At 74.1% G+C, this 12498-nt stretch carries 14 protein-coding genes; 5 read left to right on the forward strand and 9 right to left on the reverse strand.

Translation table 11 applies throughout. The annotated features are described in order from the left end of the window. Positions 1-15: 15 nt before the first annotated feature. Positions 16-1023, reverse strand: a complete 1008-nt coding sequence (locus tag LCD31_RS03675; protein WP_308011238.1) for an alpha/beta fold hydrolase — start codon at positions 1021-1023, stop codon at positions 16-18. 129 nt (positions 1024-1152) lie between these two features. Here LCD31_RS03675 and LCD31_RS03680 point away from each other — a divergent pair, with 129 nt between their 5' ends. After that, positions 1153-1776 carry a TetR/AcrR family transcriptional regulator gene (locus LCD31_RS03680; RefSeq protein WP_224956006.1) on the forward strand — a complete coding sequence of 208 codons (624 nt, stop codon included), beginning with the start codon at positions 1153-1155 and terminating at the stop codon, positions 1774-1776. Positions 1777-1840: 64 nt separating this feature from the next. Here LCD31_RS03680 and LCD31_RS03685 read toward each other — a convergent pair whose 3' ends face one another. Continuing rightward, the gene (locus LCD31_RS03685) at positions 1841-2737 is read right to left on the reverse strand and encodes an alpha/beta fold hydrolase (protein WP_224956007.1); all 897 of its coding nucleotides are present in this window, start codon (positions 2735-2737) and stop codon (positions 1841-1843) included. 25 nt (positions 2738-2762) lie between these two features. Continuing rightward, positions 2763-3662 (reverse strand): diiron oxygenase, encoded by a 900-nt coding sequence (locus tag LCD31_RS03690; protein WP_224956008.1) that lies wholly within the window; start codon positions 3660-3662, stop codon positions 2763-2765. Between the two features lie 65 nt (positions 3663-3727). Between LCD31_RS03690 and LCD31_RS03695 the strand changes: the two genes are divergently transcribed. Further along, a complete protein-coding gene (locus LCD31_RS03695) occupies positions 3728-4468 on the forward strand; it encodes a TetR/AcrR family transcriptional regulator (protein ID WP_224956009.1) in 741 nt (246 codons plus the stop codon). Positions 4469-4485: 17 nt separating this feature from the next. After that, a complete protein-coding gene (locus LCD31_RS03700) occupies positions 4486-4788 on the forward strand; it encodes a DUF4873 domain-containing protein (protein WP_224956010.1) in 303 nt (100 codons plus the stop codon). An 85-nt stretch (positions 4789-4873) separates the two neighbouring features. Here the strand turns inward: LCD31_RS03700 and LCD31_RS03705 are convergent, their stop codons facing one another. Then, entirely contained in the window at positions 4874-5101 is a 228-nt protein-coding gene (locus LCD31_RS03705; protein ID WP_224956011.1) for a DUF3107 domain-containing protein, read from the reverse strand. A gap of 98 nt (positions 5102-5199) precedes the next feature. Further along, the gene (locus tag LCD31_RS03710) at positions 5200-5883 is read right to left on the reverse strand and encodes a ferritin-like fold-containing protein (RefSeq protein ID WP_224956012.1); all 684 of its coding nucleotides are present in this window, start codon (positions 5881-5883) and stop codon (positions 5200-5202) included. 636 nt (positions 5884-6519) lie between these two features. On the opposite strand from LCD31_RS03710, the gene LCD31_RS03715 reads away from it, so the two are divergent. Together LCD31_RS03715 and LCD31_RS03720 are read left to right on the forward strand one after the other, a co-directional pair. Beyond that, on the forward strand, positions 6520-8121 hold the full coding sequence (locus LCD31_RS03715) for a DEAD/DEAH box helicase (protein WP_224956013.1): 1602 nt from the start codon (positions 6520-6522) through the stop codon (positions 8119-8121). Between the two features lie 82 nt (positions 8122-8203). Continuing rightward, on the forward strand, positions 8204-9640 hold the full coding sequence (locus tag LCD31_RS03720; RefSeq protein WP_224956014.1) for a hypothetical protein: 1437 nt from the start codon (positions 8204-8206) through the stop codon (positions 9638-9640). 70 nt (positions 9641-9710) lie between these two features. On the opposite strand, the gene LCD31_RS03725 is transcribed toward LCD31_RS03720, so the two are convergent. From LCD31_RS03725 to LCD31_RS03740, 4 genes are all read right to left on the reverse strand, one after another. Further along, positions 9711-9857, reverse strand: a complete 147-nt coding sequence (locus tag LCD31_RS03725) for a hypothetical protein (RefSeq protein WP_224956015.1) — start codon at positions 9855-9857, stop codon at positions 9711-9713. Next, positions 9848-10408 (reverse strand): hypothetical protein, encoded by a 561-nt coding sequence (locus LCD31_RS03730; RefSeq protein ID WP_224956016.1) that lies wholly within the window; start codon positions 10406-10408, stop codon positions 9848-9850. The genes LCD31_RS03725 and LCD31_RS03730 overlap by 10 nt, the downstream gene beginning before the upstream one ends. Beyond that, positions 10405-11238, reverse strand: a complete 834-nt coding sequence (locus LCD31_RS03735; protein ID WP_224956017.1) for a PD-(D/E)XK nuclease family protein — start codon at positions 11236-11238, stop codon at positions 10405-10407. Before LCD31_RS03735 ends, LCD31_RS03730 begins: the two co-directional genes overlap by 4 nt. Before the next feature lie 86 nt (positions 11239-11324). Further along, complete coding sequence (locus LCD31_RS03740; protein WP_224956018.1) at positions 11325-12197, reverse strand: PHP domain-containing protein; 873 nt, start codon at positions 12195-12197, stop codon at positions 11325-11327. Positions 12198-12498: the final 301 nt, after the last annotated feature.

Raw genomic sequence — 12498 nt, forward strand, 5'->3', positions numbered from 1 at the left:
TTTCGGGGCGGCTGGTCACCAATGCCCGAGTTCGACCTCGTCGAGCATGCCGAGCACCGCCGCGGCCACCACCCGCGGCCGCTCCAGCTGGGCGACGTGCCCGGTGCGCGGCAGCACCAGCAGCCGTCCGCGCCGCAGCTCGCGGGCGGTGCGCGGCGCCTTGCGGACGCCGACGACGCGGTCGGCGGCGCCCCACACCACCAGGCTCGGGGCCTGCACCAGCGGCAGCAGCCGCCACGGGGAGCGCCACGGCGGCGCGAGCCAGGAGCGGACCAGCCCGGTCGTGGTGCGGTCCAGCGCGGCCTCGGCCCAGTCGAACCCGGCGCGCTCCCGGAACTCCTCGACGACGGCGTCCAACCGGTCCGCGGGCACCGCGCCCGGCTCGGCGAAGCACAGCTCCAGCAGCCGCCGGGCCCGCTCCCCCGGCGGTACCGCGGCCAGCCTGCGGCGCACCGCCGGGCCGAGCAGCGGCAGCCGGGTCAGCGGGATGCGCGGGTCCGACATCCGCCGCGGGTCCGGGCGCAGGTCGGGCACGGCCGGGGAGATCAGCGTCAGCGAGGCCACCAGGTCCGGCCGGTGCGCGGCGACGAGCACCGCCACCGCTCCGCCGAAGGAGTTGCCCACCAGGTGAACCGCGCCGGCCCCGGACTCCTCCAGCAGCCGGATCACCACGTGCGCGTGCTGCTCGCCGGAGTAGTCGAAGCGGTCCGGCGGCACCGAGCGCCCGAACCCGGGCAGGTCCACGGCGAGGCCGCGCAGGTTCGGCGCGAGCGCCGCCGCGAGGTCCGTCCAGTTCGAGGCGGATCCGGCGAGTCCGTGCAGGTAGACGGCGGTCTCCGCGCCCGGCCCGCCCGTCTCGCGGACGTGCACCCGCAACGGACCGGATTCGGTGATCAACGGCACGTGCCTGCCGGGCGACGGCACGCCGGGCAACCGCGCCGGGACGGCGCCGAGCCGGAGCGGAACCCTGGTCAGCCCGCCGCCGGGTGCCGCCGCGTCGAGGTGTCGCGGGCTCGTCCGCATGGTTTCAGCATGCCCCGGGAGTGCGACGCGGCGCCGGATGAGGTCGAGAACGGCCTTTACCGGCGAGTAAGGTTGTGCTTCCCGGCTGGAGAAGCCCAGCACGTGACGGAAGGACGGGTGGAGGCAGGCATGACGGAGACCGCCGCGCAGCCGAGCAGGGGCGTTCGGCTGCCCCGCGACGCCCGCCGGGCACAACTGCTCACCGCTGCCCAGCACGTGTTCGTCACCAACGGCTACCACGCGGCCGCGATGGACGACATCGCCGAGCACGCGGGCGTCAGCAAACCCGTCCTCTACCAGCACTTCCCCGGCAAGCTGGAGCTGTACCTGGCGCTGGTGGAGATGCACGGCGGCGAGCTGGTGCGCCGGGTCCGGCAGGCGATCGAGACCACTCCGGACAACAAGCAGCGGGTGCGCGCGGCGGTCGGCGCGCTGTTCGAGTTCGTCGACGGCGAGGGGCAGGCGTTCCGGCTCGTCTTCGAATCGGACCTGCGCGGGGAGCCGTCGGTGGACAAGGCGGTGGACGGCGCGCTGTCGGACTGCGTGGACGCGGTCGCCGAGGCCGTCACCGCGGACGCGGGCCTCGACCCGGAGCGGGCGCGGCTGCTGGCGTTCGGCCTGGTGGGGCTGAGCCAGGTGACCGCGCGCTACTGGCTGGACGAGACCGAGTCGGTGCGCCGCGACGAGGCGATCACGCTGATCACGACGCTGGCGTGGAAGGGCCTCTCCGGCTTCCCCCTCCAGAACGGCTGAGCCGCGGACGGCCCGCCCGACCGATGTCGAGCGGGCCGTTCATCCGGCGCGGGCGCGGTCCCGCTCAGCCGGGGATCAGCTCGACGATGCGGTCGGCGACCTCGTCGGTGCGCTCCAGCGGCAGCATGTGCCCGGCGCCGGAGTAGAGCAGCAGGCGCGCGTCCGGCAGCGCGTCGGCGATGCGCCGGGCGTGCGGCAGCGGGCACAGCCGGTCCTTGAGCCCGGCGAGCACCACGACGGGGATGTCCCGCAGCGCGGCGAGCGCGTGCACCCGGTCGTGCTCGGCGAGCGAGGCGCGGAACCCGGCGAGGCTCGCGGGGTGGCAGGCCGCGACCCAGTCGGCGGTGGCGGCGACGTCCTCCGCGGCCGGAGAACCGCCGAACAGCAGCCAGCGCATGCCGGGCCGCAGCGGCCGGGAGTTCCGCGCCAGCCGCCCGCCGCCCGCCTTCGCCAGCAGGCCGCGCACGCCGAGCTCGGCGCGGTTCGCGACGGCCGCGACCGGCGCGGGCAGGCCGAGGGTGGGTGCGACCAGGTCGCCGCTGGAGGTGGCGACGAGTGCGGCGCCGGCGATCCGCGCCGCGAACAGCTCCGGGTGCCGCTCGGCCAGGGCCATGATCGTCATACCGCCCATGGAGTGCCCGGCGAGCACGATCGGCCCGGTGGGCACCCGCTGCTCGATGAGCTCGGCGACGTCGTCGGCGCAGCGCTCGATGGTGGCCGAGCCCGCGGGCGCCGGATCGGATTCGCCGTGCCCGCGCAGGTCGAACCGCAGCACCCGGACGTCCGCCTGGTGCAGCACTTCGTCGATGACCCGGTCCCAGGTGTGCGTGGTGAGGGTCCAGCCGTGCACGAGCAGCAGCGTGCTGCCCGCGTCGGCGGGGCCGTGCTCGTGCACCCGGAGCCGGACGCCGTCGCCGGTGGTGAAGGTGCTCGTGTCCGCGCCGGAGGCGGTGGTGGTCATGGCGGTCCTGTTCTGGGAGGAGGGGTCAGCGGATGAGGAACGACTTGCGCCAGAAGGGCATGCCGGGCCCGCCGATCAGGCCCGCCTCGTCCAGGAAGCCCATGATCTTCTCGCCACCCCAGTGCAGGGTGTGCTGGAAGTGCGGGTTCCGCCACGCCGCGGCGTGCGCGTCCCTGGGCCGCAGGCCGACGGCCGCGTACACCCGCGGGTTGATCAGGCTGAAGCAGATCGCGTAGGAGACCAGCGCGGTCGCGAACTGGTGCCAGGCGCGTTCGGCCGGGCCGCACCCGGCCATCCGCCGGACCACCTCCTCGCGGGCGAAGGTGACGTGCCGCGCCTCTTCGAGCACGTGGATGCGGTTGACCATGCGCACCAGCGGCTGCACGGACTCGTCGTTCATCTGGTCGCGCTGGAAGCGGTCCAGGATCTCCTCGGCGACGAGGATCGCGGCGTACGCGGAGGGCCCCTTGAGGATCGCGGGCAGCACCCGCCCGGCCTGGCGCAGCAGCGGCACCGGCCCGTAGGCGGGGGCGCCGACGCGGCGGACGGCCTTGCCGAACATGGTGGAGTGCCTGCACTCGTCGGCGATCTCGGTGAGCGCGTAGTGCGCGTGGTCGGTGCGCGGGTCGGAGTCGTAGAACTCCTTGAGCAGGATCTGCATCAGCAGCACTTCGAACCACAGGCCGTTGGAGGCGATGCTGGCGAACTCGTGCTTGGTCAGCTCGACGCGCTGCGCCCGGTCGAGGCGTTCCCACAGGTCCGTGCCGTAGAGGCTGCTGCGGTGGAACGGGATGTAGGGGGCGTCGTCGAGCAGCGGCGCGTCCCAGTCGATGTCGACCTCGGGGTCGTAGCTGTTCTTCGCCGACGACTTCAGCAGCCGGGCGGCGGTCTTCTCCCGGTCGTTCACCTGCGCGGTCCTGGTCATCTCGGGGCCTCCCTGGCTGCCACCGGCATTGCATGTTACTTCTAGTAACAGCTACCTTGGGTAGCGTGAGCCACCACACCCGGCCTGTCAAGGTCGTCCCGGACCCACCGCCGCGCGGCGACGCCCGCCGGGAGCGCTGGCGGGAGCACCGCGAAGCCCGCCGCGCCGAATTCGTCGAAGCCACCGTGCGCGCCATCGGCCAGCACGGCGCCGACGTCGGCATGGACGAGATCGCCGCCGAGGCCGGCGTCAGCAAACCCGTGCTGTACCGGCACTTCCACGACAAGAGCGACCTCTACGTCGCCGTCGGCGAATGGGGCACCGAACTGCTGATGCGGCGGCTCGCCCCCGAGATCGCCGCCGACGGCAGCCCCAACGAGCGCATCCGCCGGATGCTCGACGCCTACCTCGGCGTCCTGGAGCAGTACCCGGACCTGTACCGGTTCGTCGTGCGCCGCACCTTCACCGACAAGCCGGTGCGCTCCGACCCGGTCACCGCGGAGAAGACGGAGATCGCGAACTCGCTGTCCCGGCTGCTCGGCGAGTACCTGCGCGCGCTGGGCCTGGACTCCGGCGGCGTGGAGCCGTGGGCGCACGGCCTCGTCGGCATGGTGCAGGCCAGCGGCGACTGGTGGCTGGAGCGGCAGTCGATGAGCCGGGACGACCTCACCGACTACCTGACCCGCATCATCTGGCACGCCATCGACGGGGTGCTGCGCTCCGGCGGCATCGTGCTCGACCCGGACGAGCCGCTGGAGCCGAGCACCGGCCTGCGGCTGATCACCGACACCGGCGGCGGGAGCTGACCGCGGAAGGAGCGACCATGTCCGAGGAGACCACCGTCGACGCAGGCCCCGACGAGGAGTACGAGGGCGAGGCGGTGCTGTTCACCGCCGAACGCGAGGTCCCGGTGTCGGTGGTGCTGCGCGGGCACTTCCAGCCGATCGACGGCCGCTTCCACTGGTACGGCCGGGTCGCCGCGGACGACGCGGTCGCCGAGCTCGCGGCCGGGCGCCGGACCGAGGTCGTGGTGCGCACCACGCGCGGCGAGGCGGCGGGCAGCCTGTCCGAGCCGGACCCGTGGCACCGCTACCGCATCACCGGCGTGGGCCGACCGCCGTTCTGACGGAACCCCGAAGTCCGATGTGGACGACCCCGGGCACGACGATGCCCCCGGCGGAGCGCTCTCCGGCCGGGGGCATCGCGGCAGATCACTGGACGCCGAAGCCGACCCGCGGGGATTCCGAGGGGCCGATCTCGACGTAGGCCAGCTTGGCGGCGGGCACCAGGTAGCGCCGGCCCTTCTCGTCGGTCAGCGACAGCACCCCGTCGGTGGTCTTCAGCGCGTCGGCCACCAGCGACTCGACCTCGGCCGAGGACTGACCGCTGGCCACGGTGAGCTCACGCGGGCTGTCCACGACGCCGATCTTGACCTCCACGCTTGACCTCCACAATTCGCGAACCGATGCGTACGTCCGAGAGGTTATCCCAGTCCACGCCGGACCCGCCTTCGCCGGTGGCGAACATCGGGAACCCGTCAGCCCAGGCCCAGCCGCGCCATCCGCTTCGTGTGGTTGTTCTGCAAGCGGCGGAACAGCGCGACGATGCCGGTGAGATCGCCCGACCCGGTGATGATCAGTTCGGCGAGCGCGTCCCGCTCGGCCACCACGCGCTGCGCCTGGGTGACCGCCTCGCCCAGCAGCCTGCGGCCCCACAGCGTCAGCTTGTCCCGCAGCGAGCGGTCCTCGGCGCAGGCCGCCAGCACCTCGCGCTCGGCGAACGCGGAGTGCCCGGTGTCGGCCAGCACGTCCAGCACCAGCGTCCGCGTCGAATCGTCCAGCCACTCCGCGACCTCGCGGTAGAAGTCGGCCGCGAGCCCGTCACCCACGTACGCTTTCACCAGCGACTCCAGCCACGAGTGCGGGGCGGTCGAGGCGTTGAACGCGTCGAAGGGCTCGGCGAACGGGGCCATCACCTCGTCCACCGCGACCCCGCGGCGGGCGAGCGCGTCGTCCAGCATCCGGTAGTGGCCGATCTCGGCGGCGGCCATGCTGGCCAGCGCGGCCCGGCCCGACAGGGTGGGCGCGGTGCGGGCGTCCTCGGCGAGCCGGTCGAAGGCGGACAGCTCGCCGTAGGCGAGCGCGGCCAGCAGGTCCACGACCCCCTCGGCGTAGGTGGTGGAGTCGGTGGATCCGGCGGCGGAGGGGTCGAGCTCGCTCATACCGGGCACCTTAACCGCCACCCCGCGCGCCCGGTCCGCGCAGCGGCACGGGCCGACACGCGCGGCGGCCGACGGGCGCTCCGGGAGCTCGCCGCTGGTGGTGCGGGACGTTCCGCGAAAGCTCATCGCACATCGCCGACCTCGATCCGGTTCGGACCAGGTATCCTGGCGGACGCAGAAGCCATGCGGCATCAGGCAACCGGCAGTGGACCCCTCTCCCCGCGCGGGACCCGGCAGGGCTCGACGCGGGCCACGGTCCCACCCCGTGAGCAGCCGGTCGCCCGGGGTCCGTGCGGGAGGCCCGGGCGCGGGCGCCACCTGTGCCCGGCTCATCGGCCGGAGCAGCCGGGGGCGTGGGCGACGGCGTGAGCCGCACCACGATGCCGACCGAACCAGCAGCGGACAACCGCTGATCGAACAGGGGCGCGCGACCATCGCACCGGTGACCACGAGCATGCAGCACGCGAACAACGCGGCCGGCCGCGGCTCGAACGCGGCCACCATGCCGGAGGACGTCACCACGAGTGCAGCCGAGCGATCGGCCGCAGCGCGCCGGTACTGAGAGAGGCGATCACTCTGACCCTCAGCAACGAACGGGCCCCCGAGGCCCCCGAGACCACCAGCACAACCGAGGACGTGCACGCGATCGAGCACAGCGAGAACGGCGCCCCCGCCGTGGAGGCCGCACCGCTGCACGCGGAGAGCACCGTCCCGAACACCCCGACCTTCGCCGAGCTGGACGTGCACGAGGAGATCGTGCGCGCCCTCCGCGAGGCCGGCATCGAGCACACCTTCGCGATCCAGGAGCTGACGCTGCCGCTGGCGCTGCGCGGCGAGGACCTGATCGGGCAGGCCCGCACCGGCACCGGGAAGACGCTGGGCTTCGGCGTTCCCCTGCTGCAGCGGTTGCAGGTCCCCGGCGACGGGACGCCGCAGGCGCTCGTCGTGGTCCCCACCCGCGAGCTGTGCGTGCAGGTCGCCCGCGACCTCACCGACGCGGGCAAGCACCTCGGCATCCGCACCCTCGCGGTGTACGGCGGCCGCCCCTACGAGCAGCAGATCGACGCGCTCAAGCAGGGCGTCGACCTGGTGATCGGCACGCCGGGCCGGTTGCTGGACCTGGCCGAGCAGCAGCACCTGGTGCTGGGCAAGGTCCGCGGCCTGGTGCTCGACGAGGCCGACGAGATGCTGGACCTGGGCTTCCTGCCGGACATCGAGCGGATCCTCGGCATGGTCCCCGAGCAGCGGCAGACGATGCTGTTCTCCGCGACCATGCCGGGCCCGATCATCACGCTGGCCCGCACCTTCCTGAACCAGCCCACGCACATCCGGGCGGAGGAGGCGGACGCGAACGCGATCCACGAGCGCACCAAGCAGTTCGTGTACCGCGCGCACGCCATGGACAAGTCGGAGCTGCTGGCCCGGGCGCTGCAGGCGCAGGACCGCGGCCTGACGATGATCTTCACGCGGACCAAGCGGACCGCGCAGAAGCTCTCCGACGAGCTCGCCGAGCGCGGTTTCGCCGCGGCCTCGGTGCACGGCGACCTCGGCCAGGGCGCCCGGGAGCAGGCGCTGCGGGCGTTCCGCTCCGGCAAGGTCGACACCCTCGTCGCCACCGACGTCGCCGCTCGCGGCATCGACGTCGCCGGGGTGACCCACGTGGTGAACCTGCAGTGCCCCGACGACGAGAAGACCTACGTGCACCGCATCGGCCGCACCGGTCGCGCGGGCCGGGAGGGCGTCGCCGTCACCCTCGTCGACTGGGACGAGGAGAGCCGCTGGAAGCTCATCAACGAGGCGCTCGACCTGGGCAAGCCGGAGCCGGTGGAGACCTACTCCACCTCGAAGCACCTGTACGAGGACTTGAACATCCCGGCGGACGCGACCGGCAGGCTCCCGCTGTCCAAGCGCACCCGCGCCGGCCTCGGCGCCGAACCCGACGAGGACGCGAAGCGCTCCAGCAGCCGCAAGCCGCGCCGCCGCACCCGCAGCGGTTCCGGTAGCGAGCAGTCCGGCGGCGAGTCCGCGGCGGGCGAGACCCGTCCCGGCGGCCGGTCCCGGCAGCGCAGGCGCACCCGCGGCGGTGTGAACCCGGACGGCGAGGCCCAGCCCGCCGAGTCCACCGCGCAGAGCGACGGCACCGCGGAATCCGCGGACCGTCCCCGCAAGCGGCGCCGCAGGCGTCGTGGCGGCGGCGGTGGCGCCGGTTCCGGCGGCGGCGAGTCGTCCGGCGACTGATCCCGTTCCGCGAGCGGGCTGCCCGGGAGCGGGTGGCCCGTGGACCGGCCGGGCTTTCCGAGAGCAGTCAGTGAGGAGTGCAGTGGTACGGCCGGAACGGCGGACGCGGTCCGACCTCGTCGCGGTGGTGCTGATCCTGGTCGTGGTCCTCGCGGCCGCCGCGGTGATCTGGTGGCGCAGCGACGCCCGTGCCACCACGTCCGAGCCCGCGGCCGCACCGGCCCCTGTCCTCACCTCCCCCACCCGGGTACCGGCCGCGCTGCACGAGCTGTGGCGCGCGCCGAGCCCGGCGACCCCGGTCCCGGTGGTCGCCGGTTCGACCGCGATCACCGGCGACGGCGGCACCGTGTCCGGCCGGGATCCCGGCACCGGCGCGGTGCGCTGGCGTTTCTCCCGCGACCTGCCGCTGTGCACCGTCGGCGAGGGGTGGGACCGCGCGGTGGCCGTGTACCGGAAATCGGCCAACTGCAGCGAGGTCAGCTCGTTGCAGGGCGACACCGGGGTGCGCGGGCCCGCGCGCAACGCCGACGCCCCGTTCGGCACCCGGCTGCTCGACGACGGCAAGTACCTCACCGCGACCGGTGAGCGGGTGCTGGAGAGCTGGCGCTCCGACCTGGTCCGCACCCAGCAGTACGGGATCATGCCCGCGCTGAAGAACGCGGGGAACAACCTCCGCCGCCCGAACTGCACCTACCCGTCGGTGGCGGTCGGCAGCGAGCGGATCGCGGTGGTGGAGGACTGCCCGGACGACCCGGCGCAGCGCATCACCGTGCTCAAGACCAAGCCGGAGGACGACGAGGAGCCGGAGGAGGTCAGCAGCGCCGTCCTCGGCGGCTCCGAGGCGACCGCCGTCGCGGTCTCCACCAAGCAGACCGCCGTGTACGTACGCGACCGCGGCTCCCTCGTGATGTACGCGAACTCCACCGGCGGCATCGAGGCCGAGTACCCGCTGCCCACCGCGGGCGCGCCCTTCCCCGACGCCGGGGTGGAGGCCGTCGCGGCCGACCGGGTGTGGACGGTGAACCTGCGCCCCGTCCCCGGTCCGGAGCAGGCCGGGGCCGCGCGGTCGATCTCCGCCGCACTGCACCGGTTCGACCCGGCGATCACCGAGCAGCGCGTGCTGGACGGGCTGGCCACCGCCGGACCGGACCGGCCGTTCCGCGTCGCGGTGCTCGACGACCACCAGTACCGGCAGGTCAAGGACAAGATCGGCGACGTTCCCGGGGCCACCTTCGGCGGCCTGCTGTACTGGAACAACGGTGCCACGACGGTCGCGCTGGACGCCGCCACCTTCGCGCCCCTGTGGGAGGTGCCGGGCGCGCTCGGGCCGGGTGCGCTGCACGGCGGGAAGCTGCTCGTCCCGATGCCTGCGGGCATCGCGGTGCTGGACCGGTTCACGGGCGCGCGCGAGCGGCTGATCCCGGTGGACCGGCAGGGCTGGGACGGTCCGGTGCGCTTGGACTCCGCGGGCACGACCGTCCTGGAACAGCGCGGGCCGAACCTGGTCGCGCTGGGCTGACTCGGCCGGTGCCGGGCTGGTCGGCCGGTGTTGGGATTCGGCCGGTGTTGCGGTTCGTCCGGTCCCGGCTTCAGCCCGGAATGCCGGATTCGCCGTCGGTGTTCGGGACGAGCGCGGCCCGGAGCCTCCCCACGCCGCCCGCACCAGGATCGCCCAGCCGGTCGGCGGTGACCTCGCGGACGACGTCGAGCGCGGAGCCCGAGGGCCTTACAACCACCACCAGAACCAGAGGGTGCCGAACACCGCCACCAGCACCGCCAGCAGCGCCGCCGCGCCGCGCCGGTCCCGGTTCCGATCGGCGAAGCGCTGCAGCACCAGGGCCAGCACCGCCGCCACCGCATGAGAAACGATCATGGCTGTGCCAGGGCCGTCCTGCCCCTGCCGGGTCGCCCACACCTGCACGCCGATCAGCGCGAGCGCCACCAGCAGCAGCCCCAGCGCCAGCGACCCGGTCAGCCCGCGGAACCAGGTCCCGATCCGGGTGCCCGCGGCGCCGCGGTGGCCGCGCACCGCCGCGGCCTCGGCGTCGTCCGCGTCGAACTCGTCCTCGTCGTGCCACTCGACCCGCTCACGCCGGGGGCGGGTCGGGGACTCCGAGCGGAACGGCACGGCCCCCGGCTGCTCCGCGCCCTCGACCGGCCGGGTTCCGGCCGCCGGGCGCGGGCGGCGCAGCGTCTGCGGCGCGGGCCGGTGCCGAGCACCTCCGCGCACGGCCTCCTGCTGCGCTCGGCGGGGCATGTCCATGTCGTCGTTCCTCTGGTCCGTCACTCGGCCAACCCGGCCCACGGTTCGGCGGCGGGTGCGGCCTGCTGTCCTTCCGGGCAGTGCGCGCGGAACTCGCACCACGCGCAGCGCCCGCCAGGGTTCGCCGGGAACACGTCCGGCCCGGCCGCTCCCCCCTCGAACGAGTCGGAGGCGGACTGGAGTTCCCCGGCCAGCCGCTCGGCCCGTTCCACGTGCTCGTCGAGGGAGGCTCGGGTGTGCTCCCACGCCCCGACCTGCCCGCTGGGCAGGTGGTGCAGCTCGACCCGCCCGGTCGGCGCGCGCAGCGTCCGCCGCGCGGCGACCGCGTACAGGGCGAGCGCCCGCGATTCCCGGGCGTCCTCGTCGGTGGCCGCGCGCCTGCCGGTCTTGTAGTCGACGATGACCAGCTCGCCGTTACGCCGGTCGATGCGGTCCACCCGGCCCTCGGCGATGATCGAGCCCACCGAGGCCGAGACCCACCGCTCCACCGCGACCGGTTCCGTCCCGGGGGCGAGCCGTTCGACGTAGTCGGCGACCCACCGCTGGGCGCGTTCCCGGTAGCGGGCGGCCTGGACCCGGCCGGCGAAGCCGTCGTCCTTCCAGCACTGCCGGACCAGCAGCACCGCCTTCTCGGCGGTCCGCTGGGCGGGCGGGAGTTCGAAGAACGCCTTCAGCGTGTTGTGCACGACGGCGCCGAGCGTGGCGTTGGCGCGGGCACCGGAACGCGCCGGGGCGGGCCGGTCCAAGTAGGTCATCCGGAACTTGCGCGGGCAACCTTCCCAGTTCGCGAGCTTCGCGGGAGTGACCCGGACGAGCTTGCCGGGGATGCCTTCGAGGCCGAGCTGTCCCTGCACTCGCACCACACTACGCAGCCGGGCCGTCGCGTCGCGTTTCCCCCCGCGCGGCGCCCGGAACTCACCGGATCAGCTGATCACGGCGGTCAGCCCGCGGTGAACACCTCGCTGCCGCTGCTCTTGTCGATCAAGCGCCGCAGCGATTCCGGGGCGGTGGTCTCCTGCCCGATCCGGATCGTCTTGTTCGTGCCGTGGTAGTCGCTGCTGCCCGTCGGCACCAGGTCCAGTTCGGTGGCGAGCTCCCGCAGCTCCTGCCGGGTCGGCTCGTCGTGGTCCGGGTGGTCGACCTCGATGCCGGTCATGCCGCGGGCGGCCAGCTCCGCCACCACCTCGGCGTTCACCACCCGGCCGCGGGCGCGCGCGAACGGGTGCGCCAGCACGGTGACCCCGCCCGCGTCCGCGATCATCTCGATCGCCCGCAGCACGGGGGTGTCGGTGCGCGGCAGGTAGTAGCGGCCGCTGCTGCCCAGGTACCGGGCGAAGGCCTCGTCGACGCTGGCCACCATGCCGGCGCGCACCAGCTGCCGCGCCAGGTGCGGCCTGCCGCCCGGCGAGTCCGGCGGCAGCCCCGCCATCAGCTCGTCCGCGTCGACCGGGAAGCCCTCGGCCTCCATCCGCTCGGCCATCTCCCGCAACCGGCCGCGCCGCTCCGCCCGCAACCTCGACTGCTCGGCGACCAGCGCCGCGGACGTCGGGTCGAACAGGTACGCCAGCAGGTGGACGGTGATGTCGCGGCCGTTCCCGTCCGGGCACGTGCAGGACAGCTCCGCGCCCGGGACGACCCGGATCCGCCCGGCACGGGCGGCCACGGTGTCCGCCGCCTCCGCCCAGCCCGCCGTGGTGTCGTGATCGGTGATCGCGACGACGTCCAGCTCCGCTCCGATCGCCGCGTCGACGAGCTCCGCGGGCGTGTCGGTGCCGTCGGACTCGGTGGAATGGGCGTGCAGGTCGATGCGCAAGCGTGGCCTTTCCGTTCGGGCCGGTCCGTCGACCGGCGGCGGGCTGCGGTCGCCGCGGAGGTCACGCCGCTGCGGCGAAGGCCCGGCTCCTCGACCGGCCCGGCGGACCGGTCTTCCGCTGGGCACAGTCTCGCCGATGGTCCCGGTACCTCCCGAACCAGCCCACGAAGAAGAGCCCGGGGCGCGGGGGGGGGCCCCCCCCCCCCCCGGCGCCCCCCCCGGGGGGGCCGGGGGGGGGGGGGGGGGTTTTGGCCCCCCCCCCCCCCGGGGCGGGGGGGGGGGGGAAAACAGAGGGGGGGGG

The organism is Saccharopolyspora sp. 6M (assembly GCF_020176775.1).
GTDB lineage: Bacteria > Actinomycetota > Actinomycetes > Mycobacteriales > Pseudonocardiaceae > Saccharopolyspora_C > Saccharopolyspora_C gregorii.

Excerpts from the sequence above, each read along its gene's own strand:
- LCD31_RS03700 (WP_224956010.1), top strand. The coding sequence starts at position 4,486 with ATGTCCGAGGAGACCACCGTCGACGCAGGCCCCGACGAGGAGTACGAG.
- LCD31_RS03710 (WP_224956012.1), bottom strand. The coding sequence starts at position 5,883 with ATGAGCGAGCTCGACCCCTCCGCCGCCGGATCCACCGACTCCACCACC.
- LCD31_RS03690 (WP_224956008.1), bottom strand. The coding sequence starts at position 3,662 with ATGACCAGGACCGCGCAGGTGAACGACCGGGAGAAGACCGCCGCCCGG.
- LCD31_RS03685 (WP_224956007.1), bottom strand. The coding sequence starts at position 2,737 with ATGACCACCACCGCCTCCGGCGCGGACACGAGCACCTTCACCACCGGC.
- LCD31_RS03680 (WP_224956006.1), top strand. The coding sequence starts at position 1,153 with ATGACGGAGACCGCCGCGCAGCCGAGCAGGGGCGTTCGGCTGCCCCGC.
- LCD31_RS03675 (WP_308011238.1), bottom strand. The coding sequence starts at position 1,023 with ATGCGGACGAGCCCGCGACACCTCGACGCGGCGGCACCCGGCGGCGGG.